The sequence below is a fragment of the Bacillus sp. A015 genome (genome assembly GCF_053851875.1).
This window is the reverse complement of record NZ_JBSPZB010000003.1, coordinates 181,907-198,642: the sequence shown is the minus strand read 5'-3', so window position 1 is coordinate 198,642 and position 16,736 is coordinate 181,907. Positions and strand designations below refer to the sequence as shown.

Here is a 16,736-nt window from a genome sequence, read left to right as displayed (position 1 = left end):
TAGATTAAAAAAGCCGATAACATCACGTTATCGGCTTTTTGTTAGCGGATATATTGCGCTGGATTGACTGCATTTGATTTTGCGCCATTCCATAATCCTTTATGAATTTCAAAGTGAAGATGCTGACCATGCGATTGACCAGTGTTTCCCATATACCCAAGGAATTGTCCTTGCTCGACTCTCTGCCCTGTTGAAACACTTCTTGTTGACAGATGGGCGTATACCGTTTGATACGTCTGTCCATTGATGTTGTGTGTAATAAATACAACATTCCCGTAGCTTGACGAGTAGCTTGAGTTCGTGACTGTTCCAGATGCTGCTGCCACGACAGATACTGTGCCTTTTGCTGCAATATCTAATCCGTAGTGCTGTCCGCCAGAGCGTCCGCCAAAGCCTGATGAGAATCGGCCTGCAGCCGGCTTAATGAAGCCTGAGCTGCTTGCTGGTGTATCTGACACTTGATCAGAAGACCCGCCGCCATGAGATGCAGGTGCATTTTTTTCAGCAGCGGCTTGCTGTGCTTTTTTAGCTTCTTCCTTTTGACGGCGTGCTTCCTCAGACTTCACAGCCGCTTTTTGATTCGCTAGAATGTCTTTTTCATTTTCAAGCTTGCCCAGTTCAACATGTGCATGTTCTTTTTCTTCCGATACATGACCAAGGACTTTTCCTTTTTCTTTTTGCTGCTTGGATAGGTCCTTTTTCAGTGCTTCAAGCTCTTTCAGTGATGTTTCAAGTCCACTTAGCTGATTATTTAGCTCTGCTTCTTTTTGCTCCACCAGCTTTAAATCATTTTCATGTTCTGTAATCATGTCTTTATCTGCTTCGACAATCGTTGTGACAGCTCCAACACGACTGACAAAATCACTAAAGCTGCGAGCACCTAGCAGCACATCTAAATAGTTGATCGTACCGCCGCTTTTTTGCATAGAACGAATTCGGTCTTTGAAAATCGCTTTTCTTTTTTCAATTCGCTCGTTGATGACTTGAATGTCTTTTTTCAGTTTATTGATCTCTTGTTTCGTTTGTTTGACTTCTTTTTCTTTTTCAGCGACCTTTTCAGTTGCAGCACTTACCTTTTGGTCAATCTTTTCAATCTCTTGTTTCAGCTTTGTTTCTTTCTTTTCAAGCTTTGCCAGCTCTGATTTCTTTTTCTTCAAAGTTGATTCAGTCTTTGATGTTTTCTCTTCGATTTGTTGACGTTTTTGATCTAGGTCTTCGTATGCGAATGCACGATTTTCGTTTCCTGGAATGTATAGCCACGTTGTTCCAATAAACGCTGCCATTCCAGCCATCATCAGCTTTCTTTTCAAAACGATATTCCCCTCCCATGACAACTGTCGACATGAAGAGTCGACCGGATGAATCGGATCAACCGGTCACACCTTCTATAGAATCCTCGAGTGCTGCCATCAAATAAGATATATTTATACTTTTAAGAATTTACGGATGGACGTTAAGCTTCCCCACACACCAATGAATGCACCGATCAATAGAAGAATCAGTGATACTTGAAAGACAAACGGGTTATATGGAAGCATTGAAATAAATGAGCCTTGTACTCTCGGCGCCACCCAGCCCACAACATATTGATACGTGCTAAGCAATAGAGCGATTGGTATAATGGAACCAAATACACCAAGCAGTAATCCTTCAATGAAGAATGGCCAGCGGATAAACCAGTTCGTTGCACCTACTAGCTTCATAATCTCAATTTCTTTCCGTCTAGCAAAAATCGTAATTTTGATCGTATTGGAGATCAAGAACATCGCTGTAAATAAGAGCCCAATAATGAGCGCAATGCCGACATTACGAGCCACTCCGACCACATTAAAGAGTCGGCTGACCTCTTCTTTTCCATAGGTTACTTTATACGTACCCTTTAGATTTTCTAATTTTTTCGCTACTTTTGGTGTATCGTGAGGATCGGTTGTTTTCACAATAAATGCATCGTTTAATGGGTTTTCTTGATCAACAAGCCCCATAGATTGTCCATTTTCACCAAAGCTTTTAATCAGTGCTTTTAGCTCGTCATCCTTAGATGAGTATTTCACATCACTGATTTCAGGAATCTTTTCAATTTCTGCTTTTAATTCATCCTGCTGCTTTTGATTTGCCGTTAAATCGATTAATACTTTTACTTCTACTTCCTTTTCAGCGTTCGATGCCATGTTATTCAAGTTGAGCATAATGACAAGAAAAACCCCAACTAAAATCAGTGTGACAGTGACCGCACTAATTGATGCAAATGTCATCCACGTGTTTCTTCCAAGTGAACGGAAGCTCTCACGTAAATGCCGCGAGAGAGTTTTAATCATAAATTCCGTACTCCCCTCTTGCTTCGTCACGCACAATCATACCATCTTCGATTGCGATGACGCGTTTCTTGATGCTGTTTACAATCTCTTTGTTGTGTGTCGCCATGACGACTGTTGTACCGCGGTTATTAATCTCTTCCAGTGTCTTCATGATTTCCAATGATGTATCTGGATCAAGGTTTCCTGTAGGCTCGTCTGCAATGACAACCTCAGGACTATTGACGATCGATCTAGCAATAGATACACGCTGCTGTTCACCGCCAGAAAGCTGGTCAGGAAATTGGCGCGCTTTGTGCTTTAGCTGCACCAAATCGAGTACATCAAGCACTTTTTTCTTAATGATACTTGGCTGTTCACCAATAACTTCAAGAGCAAATGCCACGTTCTCAAACACTGTGAGGGACGGCAGCAGTTTGAAATCTTGGAATACCACGCCGATTTCTCTTCTCACATAAGGAATTTCTTTTTCCTTAATTGAGCCTAAATCTTTGTTATTAATTAAGATTTTCCCTTTGGTTGGCTTCTCTTCACGATACATCATTTTGATGAAAGTGGATTTACCAGCACCACTGGGACCAACAACATACACAAATTCTCCTGGATGGATAGAGACATTGATTCCATTGATCGCCTTTACGCCATTAGGATAGATCTTGTAGACTTCCTTCATTTCAATCATGTAATCACCTAATCTTTTCTTATTCGCTGACTAACAGCTTATCATGATTTTTGACACTTATCGTCAAAAAATGTTATGTATGGTCACGCACATACCCTTCGATACGTACAAGCAATTTATGTCCTTCTCATCCAAAAAGATGAAAAAATTGATCATTTAAATTTCAACAACTCCAATTATACGTCATGAATCGACGCAATGGTATTACATTTATATTTCAAAACTTATAAATAAAAGGTAAATAAAACAACCAAAACCGAAAAACATGCCTTTTTACCCTTATTTTTTAAATGAATTTAATATAATACGCTTTCATACTATTCAAAAGTCTTTTTCTACATATAGAAAATAAAAAAACCTTGTCGATTAGACAAAGTTTTATTTTTTCTCTGCAAGCCATTTTGCGACTTCTTTCGCTTGCTTCTCATCTACCATCCCGCTTGGCATAGACCCTTTACCGTTCTGTGCAATGTCTGCGATTTGGCTTTCGTTATATTTCTTCCCTACTTCTTTCAGGCTTGGTCCGCCGCCGCCAGATAAATCTTTCCCATGACAGCCAATACAGTTTTGCTGATAAATTTCCTCACCACTGCTCACAGTAGAAGCACTCTTACTGCCTTCCTTGTCACTGCTGCTTGAATTTCCTCCACAAGCCGCAAGTACAAAAAACATGGCCATAAATAGAAGTGTTAATCCGCTCTTTTTCATCTATTTCCCTCCCTTACAATCATTTGTTCAACGCTATTATATCCTTGTTTACGCCCTTTTAAAACCCTCACCAAGCACCTCTTTTGCGTCCATCACGATGACAAATGCTGATGCATCGATTGCTTTCACGACTTGTTTCAACTTTGTGAATTGTGTTTGCCCAACCACACACATGAGAATCGGACGGTCATGATCGGTATATCCTCCGACTGCCGAGATCTTCGTCACACCACGGTCAATTTGATCAAAAACCGCCTGTCTGACCTCATCCTCATGCCCTGTAATGATCATCGCCATTTTCGAATGACTGAAGCCGGCCTGTACTATATCAATTGTTTTACTCGAAATAAATACACCAATGACAGCGTACAGTCCTTCTTCGATTCCAAAAACAGTCATGGCAGCGAGGACAATCAGGCCATCCATCATTGCTAAACATGTGCCAAGCGTCAGTCCTGTGTATTTATTAATGATTTTGGCAGCGAGTGCCGTTCCACCCGTTGATCCATTCCCAAGGAACACGAGCCCTATCCCGATTCCAATCACCACTCCACCAAAAATGGCTGCTAACAGTGCTTCATGTGTTACAGGAGCAATTTGTCTTGTTAAGAACACCATCAAAGGTAAAAAAATAGAGCCAACGAGTGTTTTCACACCAAATGTACCGCCTAATAAATAAAAACCAGCGATAAACAGCGGAATATTAAGTCCCCACTGCACATATGCCGCTTCAAAACCGAATGACTGCATAATGGTACTAATTCCGCTCACACCCCCAGCGGCAATCTGATTCGGTAATAATAACGTATTAAATCCAATCGCCACGATGGCTGATCCTATTAAAATGAACAGATAATTTTTCACTTCGATCAAAAATTGAGAATGATGTCCCTGCTTCATGTCTTTCTTCCTCCGTTACTTCTGAATGCACACCTATTTTAAGCCCTCCTATACAGAATGTAAATAACAGCCAAATGCAGTGCTAATGGATTAATACTTTATCACACAGCCGGATCAGCGTATTCGGCGGTTGGCATGAGAGAAAGTGATGGTATATTTAATATGTACATGTGAAAGGGACATGCGATGAAGAAAATACTGAAGATTACTGGCATTACATTACTTGTACTGATGATCTTAGCTTTTGGTGTCTTCTATACATGGAGCCGCTTTACGTATGGACCATCCGAAGCATTAAAAAAGCAGGTGAACATCGAGCAAGTGGAACATAAAAACGGGGTTTATGCATTTGAAGCTTCAAAAAGCGATACTGGCATCATTCTCTATCCCGGGGCAAAGGTGGAACCACTTGCTTACGCCTATATAGGGGATGCGCTAATGAAAAAAGGCTATTCTGTCTTTATCCCCAAGATGCCATTTTCCTTTGCGATCTTCAATACAAAGAAAGCACAGGACATCATCAAGGATCATCAAGCCATCAAACACTGGTATATTGGCGGTCATTCACTTGGCGGGACAGCTGCCGCTCACGTTGAAAAGAAGACAAAGGGCTAAAAATAAAGTTCATTTTAGCCCTTTGTCAACAATCTGAAGCTCCCGTAATGGAGAGCTTTTCATTTATTATTTTTTCGTCGCTTCTAAAAACTCTTCGGCATCTGCTACTGCCAGAGAAATGGCTTCTTCCCAAAATGCTTTTTGGGTGAGATCGACGCCTAAATGCTTATATGCTAAATCTTCTACTGTCATTGAAGCTGTATCCTTTAATAAGGCGATGTATTTCTCTTCAAACGATGTACCAGCCTGCAATGCTTTTGCGTAAATACCTAGCGAGAACATATAACCAAATGTATAAGGGAAATTATAAAACGGTACACCTGTAATATGGAAATGCAGTTTAGATGCCCAGAAATGCGGATGGTATTCATCTAAAGAGTCCCCGAAAGCTTCCTTCTGCGCTTCTACCATCAGCTCATTCAGCCGGTCAGCCGGCACTTCTCCATGTTTACGCTCTTCATAAAAGCGCTGTTCAAATAAGAAACGAGATTGAATGTTCATGAAGAACGCCACACTCCGCTGCAGCTTATCCTCTAACAAACTGAGACGCTCCTCTTCATTTGCCGCCTCTTTTAATGAAGCATCAGCCACAATCATTTCTGCGAATGTCGACGCCGTTTCAGCTACATTCATCGCATATTTACGATTGAGAATGCGAACATCCTGCATCACTTCCTGATGGAACGAATGACCAAGCTCATGCGCTAGTGTCGCAACATTGGATGGACTTCCTGAGAAGGTCATAAAAATGCGCGATTCTCCGCTGTCGGGGAAATTTGTACAAAAGCCGCCTACACGTTTGTTTGGACGATCCTCAGCTTCTATCCAGCGTTCATTAAAGGCTTTTTCCGTAAAGGCAGCAAGCTCTTCTCCAAATCCAGCGAAATGTTTCACAATAAAAGCAGCTGCTTCTTGATAAGGATAAATTTTGGTCTCACTGCCAATAGGAGCCCCAACATCGAACCAGCTCAGCTTATCAACCCCAAGCATGTCAGCTTTACGTTGTAGGTAATCAATGAATGGCTGCTTATGTTCATCAATCACAGACCACATCGCATCAAGGGTTTCTTGTTTCATCCGGCAAATATCAAGCGGCTCTTTTAAAATATGATCCCAGCCTCTTGCTTCATACACTTGCAAACGAAAGCCAGCGAGATGATTGAGCGTGCTTGCAAATAAATGTTCATCCTGCGTCCATGCATGCTCTAGGTTATGATAAACGGCCTTTCTGACTTCACGATCTGAATCATCCATCGCATTTTCCGCTTGGCCGACAGAAATCATCTGCGTTTCACCATTTTGCTCAAATGGAATGGTAATCTTATTCACTAAGCTAGAATAAAGCTCATCCCATGCGTGATATCCATCTACGGCTAATTTTTGAATCAACGTTTCTTGTTCAACAGGAAGTTGATCCTTCACACGCTCTCTGCGTTCATTTAATATGTAGCGAACATCTGAGAAGGCTTCTGCATTCATCAGTTCTTCCCACTTGTTCGAAGGAATTGCAGCAAGCGCTTGATCAAACAGCGCAAGAATGGTTCCTAGTTCGGCTTCCAGCTTGGCAATCTTCCCTCGAAGACTGCCTGCCTTCATATCCTTTGTATTTTGAGATTGTAGACAAGATACAAATGAACCTGCTTGAGACAGTTTTTTATATGTGGTTTCATACGTGTCAAGAACAGACGTTAACCTGCTTTCAATGTGTGTATCTTCTTTTGAAAAGGCATCCACCTTTTGGCGTAATTCATCTAGCAGCTGCTGAATGTGCTGCAAGTATGTCATAAATTCTGGGGAAGAACTGCCTCCTTTAAAAAAGGCATCTAAATCCCACGTCTCTTGTAATGGTTTTAATCCCAAAGTATTTCCCCCTTTATTTGCTAATTTCATCATACAAAGGATATAGAGTCAGTATGGCGTATGTATTCCTTTATATTCATTATATTTTCTCACAATTAAAAAAACCCAGCAAGAAGCCGAGTTTTTATGATAATTTCGAACGTAAATAAGCATCGATAAATGAATCTAAATCTCCATCCATGACCGCTTGAACATTTCCCATCTCCGTATTGGTTCGATGGTCTTTCACAAGAGAATATGGGTGGAATACATAAGAGCGAATTTGGCTGCCCCAGCCAATTTCTTTCTGTTCTCCTCTGATTTCATCCAATTCTGCCTGCTGTTCTTCGATTCGCTTTTGATAGAGTTTTGATTTCAGCATTTTCATTGCACGTTCTCTGTTTTTGATTTGTGATCTTTCTGTTTGGCATGTCACCACGACATTTGTTGGAATGTGTGTGATACGAACCGCAGAGTCCGTCGTATTGACGTGCTGACCACCTGCGCCGCTTGCACGATACGTATCAACCTTAATGTCCTCTGTACGAATATCAATATCTATTTCTTCATTGAATTCTGGCATGACATCACAGGAAACGAAGGATGTATGTCTACGGCCAGATGAATCAAAAGGAGAAATACGCACCAAACGATGGACACCTTTTTCTGCTTTTAAGTAACCGTAGGCGTTATGCCCTTTGATCAGCAATGTCACAGACTTAATTCCAGCTTCATCGCCAGGAAGATAATCAAGTGTTTCAACCTTAAAGCCTCTGCGCTCCGCCCAGCGAGTGTACATTCTCAGGAGCATAGAACCCCAATCCTGTGATTCAGTACCGCCTGCACCAGGGTGAAGCTCAAGAATGGCATTGTTTTTGTCGTATGGTTCACTTAAGAGAAGCTGCAGCTCAAACTCGTTAAACTGTTTTGTTAAGTTCTTCAGCTCTTTTTCAAGCTCTGCATGAAGCTCTCCATCATAATCTTCCTTTAATAAGTCATGCGTCATTTGCAGCTCTTCATGTGACTCACTGAGCTCATGATATGTATTGACATAATCCTTCAGTGCATTGGCTTCATTGATGACACCTTGTGCCTTTTGCTGATCATTCCAAAAATCAGCCTCTGACATCGTCGCTTCAAGTTCTGCGATTTTGGCTTCCTTTGTTTCTAGGTCAAAGAGACCCCCTAAAATCAGCTAGCCTGCTAGCCATATTTTCAAGCTCTTGTCTAATTTCTACTAATTCCATATCCTTCACCTCATAGATGTATGGGGGCTGACATGAATAGAAAGAGGTTTTCACCTCTTCCCATTACTTATTCTGTCTTCCCATGACAATTTTTATATTTCTTGCCGCTTCCGCAGTGACATGGTGAGTTTCGCCCAATATCCACAACTTTACGTACCGGCTTTTTCTTCACTGTTTTCTCCTCATCACCCTCTTGAGGCTGATGAGCAGTTGTTTGACCTTGAACAACTTCTTCACGTTCTAGGTTGTTTTGGATTTCTGATTTTAGGACATATTTGGCCACATCATCTTCAATTGAAGCCACCATATGCTCAAACATCGCAAATCCTTCCATTTGGTACTCACGAAGCGGATTTGTTTGTGCATACGCACGTAAATGAATGCCTTGACGCAGCTGATCCATTGCATCAATGTGATCCATCCACTTCGAATCTACCGCACGAAGGACGATGACTTTTTCAAATTCACGCATTTGTTCATCGCCAAATGTTTCTTCTTTTGCATCGTATTTCTCTTTAATACGATCCATGATGAAGGACGTGATTTCATCTGCTTCTTTACCGAAGATATCTTTGACCGTAATGGCCCCTTCATCTAAATAGTTCGTGTTGATTAATTCAACAAGACCATCTAGTTTCCACTCTTCTGGAAGCTCTTCTTTCGGTGTATAAGATCCAACAGCCCGCTCAATAGAGGATTGAATCATATTGATGACAATCGATTTCAAGTTATCAGAATCGATCACTTCAAAGCGCTGTTTGTAGATCACTTCACGCTGTTGACGCAGCACATCATCATATTGTAGAAGCTGCTTACGGGAATCAAAGTTGTTCCCCTCAACACGTTTTTGAGAAGATTCAACGGCTTTAGAAACCATTTTACTTTGTATTGGTGTCGAGTCATCCATGCCAAAGCGATCAAGCATCGCCATCGTCCGCTCTGCACCGAATCGGCGCATCAATTCATCTTCCATGGATAAATAAAATTGTGTAATCCCTGGGTCTCCTTGACGACCAGAACGTCCACGAAGCTGGTTATCAATACGGCGTGATTCATGACGCTCTGTCCCAATAACAGCCAGACCGCCCAGTTCTTTCACACCTTCGCCAAGCTTGATGTCTGTACCACGTCCCGCCATGTTTGTCGCAATCGTGACGGCACCTTTTTGACCTGCTTCCTCAATAATTTGCGCTTCACGTTCATGATTTTTCGCGTTTAACACTTGATGAGGAATGCCCTTATTTTTGAGCAGCTTAGAAATGAGCTCAGATGTCTCAACAGCAACCGTTCCGACAAGAACTGGCTGCCCTGTCATATAACGCTGGGCAACATCCTCAGCCACTGCTTTAAATTTACCCTCCATTGTGCGGTAAATTAAATCAGGTCTGTCATCACGAACCACTGGTTTATTGGTCGGGATTGTCACAACCTGCATGTTGTAAATGTTACGGAATTCCTCTTCTTCCGTTTTCGCTGTACCTGTCATACCAGATAACTTTTCATACATACGGAAGTAGTTCTGGAACGTAATCGTTGCAAGTGTCATGCTTTCATTCTGCACTTCAAGACCTTCTTTTGCCTCGATGGCTTGATGCAGACCTTCACTATAGCGGCGTCCTTTCATTAAACGTCCTGTGAAGGAGTCAACTATGACGACTTGGCCATCTTCCACGACATAATCAACGTCTTTTTGCATCGCAACATGTGCCTTCAGGCCCTGAGCGATGTGATGGTTAAGCGCGACATGTTTGACATCAAACAGGTTCTCGATGCCGAATGCTTTTTCCGCCTTCGTCATTCCGCTTTCTGTCAGCTGTACACTTTTTGTCTTAATATCATACGTGAAATCGTCTTCTATTTTTAATGTACGTACAAAAGCATTTGCTTGTACGTAAAGTTTCGTCGATTTCGCTGCTTGTCCCGAAATAATAAGAGGTGTTCTCGCTTCATCAATTAAGATGGAGTCAACCTCATCGATGACGGCATAATGAAGTGGTCTTTGAACCATTTGCTCTTTGTAAAGCACCATGTTATCTCGTAAATAGTCAAAGCCAAGTTCATTGTTTGTTGAATAGGTGATGTCAGCGGCATACGCTTCTCTTTTTTCATCTTTGTCTAAACTGTTTAAGTTTAAGCCAACCGTTAATCCAAGAAATTCAAAAATCTTGCCCATTTCCTCCGCATCACGGCTTGCCAAATATTCGTTGACTGTCACAATGTGGACGCCTTTACCAGAAAGAGCATTTAAATAAACAGGCATCGTTGATGTCAACGTTTTACCTTCACCTGTTTTCATCTCAGAGATGTTGCCTTCATGGAGCGCGATCCCCCCCATGAGCTGCACCTTAAATGGGAACATTCCTGTCACGCGGCGTGATGCCTCGCGAACCGTTGCAAATGCTTCAACCAACAGGTCATCCACTGATTGTCCTTTTTCCAGTTTTTCTTTAAATTCGATCGTTTTATTTCGTAAAGCCTCGTCAGATAATTTCTCAAAATCTTGAGCGAGAGCTTCAATTTCATTTGCCTTTTTTTCATATCGGCTGATCGTACGTTTCGTAGGATCAAACACTTTGTTTAAGATTCCAAGCATATAATAACGCTCCTCTATTTCATGCAATTTTTCGGCATGTCCAAAAGTTTGACAGGTCCATATTTACCTGCATTCATCATACCATACCTTCCTTCATTTCCAAAGAATTTGCAATGATTTCGCACAAAAAACCCGCCCCTGATCAAGGGAACGGGTTTACTTTTTTTAGGTTGTTTTTAGATCAGCAGAAGCCGGTGGTTAAGCGTTTGGCTCAATGAGTCCATATTTACCGTCATTTCGGCGATAGACCACATTGGTCAAATTTGTCTCAGCATTTGTGAAGACGAAGAAACTATGACCTAACATGTTCATTTGGAGAATGGCCTCTTCACTATCCATCGGTTTTAAGTTGAAGCGTTTTTGTCTGACGATTTCTGTTTCATCAACTTCCTCGTCATCTTGAACCGCTACATCGGCAGTGCCGTTTCCTCCAGCAAATAAGTGCTTTTTCGCACCTTGCTCGCGGAATTTACGGTTTACTTTTGTTTTGTGTTTTCGAATTTGACGTTCTAATTTACTGGCTGCTAGGTCTACTGCATTGTACATATCCTCATTATGCACCTCAGCTCGAAGTGCTAGATCAGTCATTGGAATGGTAACCTCAACTTTAGATTCTTGATCGTTGTAAAACTTCAAGTTCACGTTGACTGAAGCATCTACATCTGACTCAAAATAACGCTCCAGTTTTCCAATTTTTTTCTCGACATGATCTCTTAGTGCAGGTGTTACTTCGATGTTTTCTCCTCTGACATTGTAATTCATGTAAAGAACGCCTCCTTTAAAATTAAGGATATGTAAACCTATTTCTACTTTTCCCTCCTTTTCTCCTGCTCAAACGTAAAAAAAATGTGAATATTTATTGAAATTTGTCGAATTTTGCGGTGCTTCAACTATTGCTTGATAGGTGATGAATATATATTCGGTTGATTCTTGAAAAAGACCAGCGCGCTTTTAAATGTTGAAAGATGAAATAGATGTTTTCAGCGATTGAGACAAGGACTTCAAATCCTCCGCAGATGCTTTCATTTCTTCGTTCGCCGCTAGTGATTCTTCAACAGCTGCCGACATATATTCCGTCTCTTCGGAGTTCCGTTTGGCTCCTTCTTCAATGACACCAACCGTTTGAGAAATTTCCTCTGTACTAGCTGAAATTTGCTCTGCAGTGGCTGACAGCTCCTCTGCTTTCATCGAGATATCACGAATGGATGCCAGTATTTCATGAAAGCTCTGTTCAGACAATTGCGATACTTTCACACCTTCTGCTACATCTCGTTCAACCTTCGTCATCGATTGTGATGACTTTTCAGTATCTTTGTTCACGTTCGTGAGTAATTGACTAATTTGATCTGTCAGCTGACTAGATTCTTCTGCCAGCTTCCTCACTTCATCTGCTACAACCGCAAAGCCTCTTCCATGTTCTCCTGCTCTTGCCGCTTCAATTGCTGCGTTTAAAGCAAGCAAATTTGTCTGGTCGGCAATGGCGTGGATATGCCCTAACAGATCTTGAATGCCCGTAAACTGCGCTTGTACATTGGCCATTGTGGAATGGTGGTCATTCACAGACTCCTTAATAGAGCTCATTTGTTTCACAAACTGTTGAATGAGGGCTGCTCCCTCTTCAGCCTTTTCAGTCACTGAAATTGAGTGACCCGAAACATCGGATGTGTGTTCAGCCGCATTTTGCATGCCAGTCGAGACCTCTTGAATGGCGGAAGCGACTTTTCCGACCGCATCTGATTGTTCACTTGAAGCTTTACTGACCTGTTCAATCGAGCTAGACGTCTGCTCACTAGCCGATATTGTTTGGCTGATGGTTTCTTCAAATTGAGCAGCAGAATCAGCTAATTGCTTTGATCCGTTTTGCACCTGTAAAATGAGCTGACGCAAATGAGTCGTCATTTGGTTAAAGGCTGTACCGAGCTGGCCAATCTCATTTTTAGAGGTTACTTCAATCTCTTCAATTGTGAGATCACCATCGGCCATTCTTTTTGCGGCATTTGTCACAGAGACAATCGGTTTTGTCATTCGCTGAACGAATCTGATCCCAATCACCAAAAAGGCGAGCACAATCGCTGCACTGACAAGAATGAGTGTGAGCAATAATTGGTTACTGTCTTGATTGAGCTGATTGATTTTTTGATCTCGTTGTTTCAATTGTGTTTGTGCGAATTCTTTTGTAAAGGTATGTATTTCTTGTTCGATAGGCTGTAATTCTTGATTGAGGCGGGTGTTGAATTCCTTTTGATTTTGCATATTCAGTGAATTAAATAATCGATTGGTTGAGGTGTAGTAAAGGTAATTTTGTTCAGAAATTTGCTCTAACAGATTTTTTGCTTGTTTAACAGCACTAAGTTTTGAAGCTTCATTTGTTTTCTTATTAATATCTTCATATGTTTGCTCAATCTTCTGTAAATTCTCAGCGTCTTGCACAACCACATATGTCTTGATCTGTGCTTCCTGCTTTTGCAGAAGTGCTTCTAATTCCAGTGAGGTCTGATAAAGCTTCACTTCTTTGTTAAGAAGCGCCTTATAGGATTGATCTGTTTTGTAATAGATAAAGCTTGAGAACCCTAAAATACTGACAAACAATACACATATGACAATAAGCCCAAATGAAAATTGATTTTTTAGTCTCATAATTTCCTCCGAATGGTCTGAATTGAACAAAAATTAATGAATGACATACGGCCTCATACAGGCATGTATTTCATCCATCCACTTTCTATATTCAGGTATAAAATATGATGTCAGGAATGATTGGAAGTGATTTGAAGGGAATGTATAGAAAGCTAGTATATCGAAACTTATAAAAATTTGGTCAAACGAACGAATCGTCTTGGCAAAGTGCTCATTTTCAATAATTGAAAGGAGAAGGGGGTGTGTTGTCTCTAAGTGAAAGAAGGCATGGATCAGATCATTAAAGATCCGATCCCCTTCTGTTTTAGCGAAATCCTTCTCAATTTCATCTAAATATTTTAGACTCTCTTCTATCGTATATAGAAGTTCATAATATGTGGTTAATAAAATATAGTCATTTGAACGATACGCCACAGGTCTCACCTATTTATTTCCGTTTATCGTAGTATACGCCGTCACTCGTCATGGGCTGGTATGGATTTTGATAATTCAACTGTTTCGTTTTCTTTCTTTGAATGGCTTGAATATCTGCTCTTATCCCTTTTTGGATCACCGTTAATTGCTTCGCCATCTGCTGATCCGTTTGAATGATTTCTTTGATCTTCTCTTTTTCTTGATCGGACAGCTCATGCTGTATATCTCTCATTAATTCGTCTCTCTCAATTAAAAAGGCGTCAAAGTCTTCAACCAACGTTTCACTTTGCGGATTTGCCGATATTTCGGCTGCCATTTTTAATGTTTGGTCATGGAGCTGGTCAACAATACTCATAAAGATCCCCCAATAGAATGGTGGCGCCCTTTTCGATCCGTTTGAATGACTTCCTTCCACGCATCACGAAAATCAGTTACGTATTGCTCCACTTCATTCAATATCTCTTCGTCATTTTGAAGGTTGGCTTCTATGAGTCTGCGATAGATGTAATCATACATACTTGCCATACTCTTTGATACATCATAGGAACGATTTAAGGTGACATTTAATTCTTGGATGATGTTTTGAGCCTTTTTCAGGTTCACGTTTCTCGTTTCAGCATCTTCTTTTTGAATGGCATACTTCGCTAGTCTAATAAACTTTAAACATCCTTCATAAAGCATAAGCGTCAACTCGGCAGATGTTGCGGTCTCAATAGAATTTTTCTGATAGGCGGCATAAGGGTTCTGTATTGCCATATATTACAAACCTCCAATTATTGTCCAAGCAGTTGAGAAAGATAGCCAGATTGGTTGTTTAGCTTTTGAATCGCACTATCCATGGCGTTAAACTTTTTGTAGTAACGGGCTTCCACCATTTTTAAACGATCTTGGAATGTACTCATTCGTTTTGTCAAAGAATCCAGATCCTTACCAAGTCCGTATTCCTTTAATTCCATCGTTGTGCTTCCAGCCTTTGTTTGAATGCTTTTTGTATAGGCTGTTAAGGAATTTTTGACACGATAAATGATTCCTTGTTCTTTATATTGCTGCTGCGCTTTGTCTTGATCTTTTGAATCCACATTTAAACTACCTGAGATGAACATTTGACTGACCTTTTGTGGATCTTCTTCAAGGGCTTTTCTTAGTTTTTTTTCATCAATTTCAAGCTTTCCGCCATCTTTATACTTTGATGAAGTGGTAATGCCAATTTGTGTGATGTGAATTTTATTCGCATCACTTGTCGTAATTTCGGCATAAAAGTCTCCTCTTAATTTGGCAGTACCTGATCGTAAAATGGAATCACTTCTCAGCAAGCCAGACTTAGCCGTTGTTTCCCATAGCTCAACTTCTTTGTCAGACATGGCTTTTTTCTCTTCAGCCGTTAATGGGTGATAATCTCTATTTCTTTTTTCGTTGACTTTGCCATTGACCTGCTCAACCAGTTCGTTGTATTTATCCACAAATTGTTTAATTTTGTCATAGATCGTATCGACATCTGTTGAAACGTTTAAACTGACAGGCTTATCGGTTGTACCTTTTAGCTCGTAAGTGATACCGGCTTGTGTGAACGTATTATTGTTATTTTCCATCTTAAGGCCGTTAATTTCGTATTGTGCCTTCTGCCCTTGCGTGGTCGCAACTAATTTGTTATCTCCATCTACTTGGAATCCTAATTGCGTTAAAAATGAAGCAGAATTGCCATCCGCTGCTTTAATACTGACACCTTCACCGGTCGTACGAGAAGTGAGAGCAATCGTATCCACATAGTTTGTCCCATCAAAGATTTGACCTTTATAAGCCGTGACACCTAGTTGAGAGTTGTTCAATTTTGTCACGATTGAATCAAGGGTATCTGTATCAGTGGTATTAATGGTCACTGTTTTGGGTTTTGTAGAATCTGGTGTCGTCACCTCAAACGTAAACGTACCGTTTGCCGGTGTAAATCCAGATGTACCAGAAGATTTGAAGACGGAAGCTGTCGCTAGTTGGGTCACATTAATCGAGCCAGAGGTAGCATTTGTTGATCCAGTTGCTGTGACAGCAGATTCATTTGAGCTTGTCACCTTTTTTGCGCCATATGTACTTGGACGCGTTAAGTTTAAACTGTTAATCAAATCATCTAATTCTTTGACTTTCGAGTTCACCTCGCGATAGCTGTCTCTTTGCCATTCAAGTGTTTGTTTCTGGCGTGTCATTTTATCAAGTGGTGCTTGCTCAGTTTTCATTAGCTTTGAGACGATTTCATCAATATCAAACACATTTGAAAATCCAGTAATTCGATTAACCATTGTTCTTGTTCTCCCCTCAATTACATTCTTTTATCTACAAATAAACCAACAATCTCAGTCATCGCCACATAGAAATCAAGCCATTCCTTGGAAGGAATTTCTCTAATGACTTCTTCTGTTTGGTTATCTACTACTTTGACATAATATTCATTGAGTTTTTCATGTAATTCAAATTGTAGATGAAATTGCGTAGGCTCAATCAGCTTGTTTGCTCCTTGAAGCGTTTTTTCAATTTCCTCTTTTGAAACGACATTGCCATTTTCTTGTGATTCAGTGTTTACATTGTCATTCTGATGATTCGTAACACGGGTTTGAAATGCATCAATCAGTGGTTCTAGCGAAGTCAACTTACCAACAGACATAGTTATTCAGCTCCTGTGCTTTAATCTATCTTTTATATCGGCTTTGAATTTTCAAATTAAATATAGATGGACCGATTTGTTAAAGTTTCATATAGATGGTGAACATCCACACTGAAGCACTTTCACACGGAGAAGGATA

General features: G+C 40.7%; 16 protein-coding genes. 1 reads left to right on the top strand and 15 read right to left on the bottom strand.

The window, feature by feature from the left end:
* Nucleotides 1-41 precede the first annotated feature (41 nt).
* The 5 genes from ACSLGF_RS04240 to ACSLGF_RS04220 all read right to left on the bottom strand — a co-directional run bounded on the left by ACSLGF_RS04240 (nucleotide 42) and on the right by ACSLGF_RS04220 (nucleotide 4,602).
* Nucleotides 42-1,310, bottom strand: a complete 1,269-nt coding sequence (locus ACSLGF_RS04240; protein ID WP_456002851.1) for a murein hydrolase activator EnvC family protein — start codon at nucleotides 1,308-1,310, stop codon at nucleotides 42-44.
* Between the two features lie 114 nt (nucleotides 1,311-1,424).
* Nucleotides 1,425-2,315, bottom strand: coding sequence for a permease-like cell division protein FtsX (gene ftsX, locus ACSLGF_RS04235; RefSeq protein WP_099726369.1), 891 nt, complete (start codon nucleotides 2,313-2,315; stop codon nucleotides 1,425-1,427).
* The gene (gene ftsE, locus ACSLGF_RS04230; protein ID WP_099726370.1) at nucleotides 2,308-2,994 is read right to left on the bottom strand and encodes a cell division ATP-binding protein FtsE; all 687 of its coding nucleotides are present in this window, start codon (nucleotides 2,992-2,994) and stop codon (nucleotides 2,308-2,310) included. Before ftsE ends, ftsX begins: the two co-directional genes overlap by 8 nt.
* Before the next feature lie 378 nt (nucleotides 2,995-3,372).
* Nucleotides 3,373-3,702: a cytochrome c551 gene (gene cccB, locus ACSLGF_RS04225; protein ID WP_456002849.1), complete on the bottom strand. Its 330-nt coding sequence runs from the start codon at nucleotides 3,700-3,702 to the stop codon at nucleotides 3,373-3,375.
* 48 nt (nucleotides 3,703-3,750) lie between these two features.
* Entirely contained in the window at nucleotides 3,751-4,602 is an 852-nt protein-coding gene (locus ACSLGF_RS04220; protein ID WP_456002847.1) for a YitT family protein, read from the bottom strand.
* 186 nt (nucleotides 4,603-4,788) lie between these two features.
* On the opposite strand from ACSLGF_RS04220, the gene ACSLGF_RS04215 reads away from it, so the two are divergent.
* Nucleotides 4,789-5,217 carry an alpha/beta hydrolase gene (locus ACSLGF_RS04215; RefSeq protein WP_456002845.1) on the top strand — a complete coding sequence of 143 codons (429 nt, stop codon included), beginning with the start codon at nucleotides 4,789-4,791 and terminating at the stop codon, nucleotides 5,215-5,217.
* A 66-nt stretch (nucleotides 5,218-5,283) separates the two neighbouring features.
* On the opposite strand, the gene ACSLGF_RS04210 is transcribed toward ACSLGF_RS04215, so the two are convergent.
* From ACSLGF_RS04210 to flaG, 10 genes are all read right to left on the bottom strand, one after another.
* Entirely contained in the window at nucleotides 5,284-7,077 is a 1,794-nt protein-coding gene (locus ACSLGF_RS04210; protein ID WP_456002843.1) for a M3 family oligoendopeptidase, read from the bottom strand.
* 124 nt (nucleotides 7,078-7,201) lie between these two features.
* A protein-coding gene (gene prfB, locus ACSLGF_RS04205; RefSeq protein ID WP_456002841.1) for a peptide chain release factor 2 occupies nucleotides 7,202-8,303 on the bottom strand; the annotation gives its coding sequence in 2 pieces (ribosomal slippage) (nucleotides 7,202-8,230 and nucleotides 8,232-8,303; 1,101 coding nt in all).
* A gap of 67 nt (nucleotides 8,304-8,370) precedes the next feature.
* The gene (gene secA / locus ACSLGF_RS04200) at nucleotides 8,371-10,896 is read right to left on the bottom strand and encodes a preprotein translocase subunit SecA (RefSeq protein ID WP_456002839.1); all 2,526 of its coding nucleotides are present in this window, start codon (nucleotides 10,894-10,896) and stop codon (nucleotides 8,371-8,373) included.
* Between the two features lie 198 nt (nucleotides 10,897-11,094).
* A complete protein-coding gene (gene hpf / locus ACSLGF_RS04195) occupies nucleotides 11,095-11,658 on the bottom strand; it encodes a ribosome hibernation-promoting factor, HPF/YfiA family (protein WP_099726378.1) in 564 nt (187 codons plus the stop codon).
* Nucleotides 11,659-11,847: 189 nt separating this feature from the next.
* On the bottom strand, nucleotides 11,848-13,533 hold the full coding sequence (locus tag ACSLGF_RS04190) for a methyl-accepting chemotaxis protein (protein ID WP_456002837.1): 1,686 nt from the start codon (nucleotides 13,531-13,533) through the stop codon (nucleotides 11,848-11,850).
* 33 nt (nucleotides 13,534-13,566) lie between these two features.
* Nucleotides 13,567-13,947, bottom strand: a complete 381-nt coding sequence (locus ACSLGF_RS04185) for a hypothetical protein (RefSeq protein ID WP_456002835.1) — start codon at nucleotides 13,945-13,947, stop codon at nucleotides 13,567-13,569.
* 13 nt (nucleotides 13,948-13,960) lie between these two features.
* Nucleotides 13,961-14,302 carry a flagella biosynthesis regulatory protein FliT gene (gene fliT / locus ACSLGF_RS04180; RefSeq protein ID WP_456002833.1) on the bottom strand — a complete coding sequence of 114 codons (342 nt, stop codon included), beginning with the start codon at nucleotides 14,300-14,302 and terminating at the stop codon, nucleotides 13,961-13,963.
* Nucleotides 14,299-14,703, bottom strand: a complete 405-nt coding sequence (fliS, locus tag ACSLGF_RS04175; protein WP_456002831.1) for a flagellar export chaperone FliS — start codon at nucleotides 14,701-14,703, stop codon at nucleotides 14,299-14,301. Before fliS ends, fliT begins: the two co-directional genes overlap by 4 nt.
* A gap of 17 nt (nucleotides 14,704-14,720) precedes the next feature.
* Nucleotides 14,721-16,235, bottom strand: a complete 1,515-nt coding sequence (locus tag ACSLGF_RS04170; RefSeq protein ID WP_456002829.1) for a flagellar hook-associated protein 2 — start codon at nucleotides 16,233-16,235, stop codon at nucleotides 14,721-14,723.
* A gap of 20 nt (nucleotides 16,236-16,255) precedes the next feature.
* Nucleotides 16,256-16,597: a flagellar protein FlaG gene (flaG, locus tag ACSLGF_RS04165; RefSeq protein ID WP_456002827.1), complete on the bottom strand. Its 342-nt coding sequence runs from the start codon at nucleotides 16,595-16,597 to the stop codon at nucleotides 16,256-16,258.
* Nucleotides 16,598-16,736: the final 139 nt, after the last annotated feature.

Coding starts and splice junctions, on each gene's coding strand:
- ACSLGF_RS04190 (WP_456002837.1), bottom strand. CDS start 13,533: ATGAGACTAAAAAATCAATTTTCATTTGGGCTTATTGTCATATGTGTA.
- ACSLGF_RS04170 (WP_456002829.1), bottom strand. CDS start 16,235: ATGGTTAATCGAATTACTGGATTTTCAAATGTGTTTGATATTGATGAA.
- flaG (WP_456002827.1), bottom strand. CDS start 16,597: ATGTCTGTTGGTAAGTTGACTTCGCTAGAACCACTGATTGATGCATTT.
- hpf (WP_099726378.1), bottom strand. CDS start 11,658: ATGAATTACAATGTCAGAGGAGAAAACATCGAAGTAACACCTGCACTA.
- ftsE (WP_099726370.1), bottom strand. CDS start 2,994: ATGATTGAAATGAAGGAAGTCTACAAGATCTATCCTAATGGCGTAAAG.
- ACSLGF_RS04220 (WP_456002847.1), bottom strand. CDS start 4,602: ATGAAGCAGGGACATCATTCTCAATTTTTGATCGAAGTGAAAAATTAT.
- fliT (WP_456002833.1), bottom strand. CDS start 14,302: ATGAGTATTGTTGACCAGCTCCATGACCAAACATTAAAAATGGCAGCC.
- ACSLGF_RS04215 (WP_456002845.1), top strand. CDS start 4,789: ATGAAGAAAATACTGAAGATTACTGGCATTACATTACTTGTACTGATG.
- ftsX (WP_099726369.1), bottom strand. CDS start 2,315: ATGATTAAAACTCTCTCGCGGCATTTACGTGAGAGCTTCCGTTCACTT.
- secA (WP_456002839.1), bottom strand. CDS start 10,896: ATGCTTGGAATCTTAAACAAAGTGTTTGATCCTACGAAACGTACGATC.
- cccB (WP_456002849.1), bottom strand. CDS start 3,702: ATGAAAAAGAGCGGATTAACACTTCTATTTATGGCCATGTTTTTTGTA.
- fliS (WP_456002831.1), bottom strand. CDS start 14,703: ATGGCAATACAGAACCCTTATGCCGCCTATCAGAAAAATTCTATTGAG.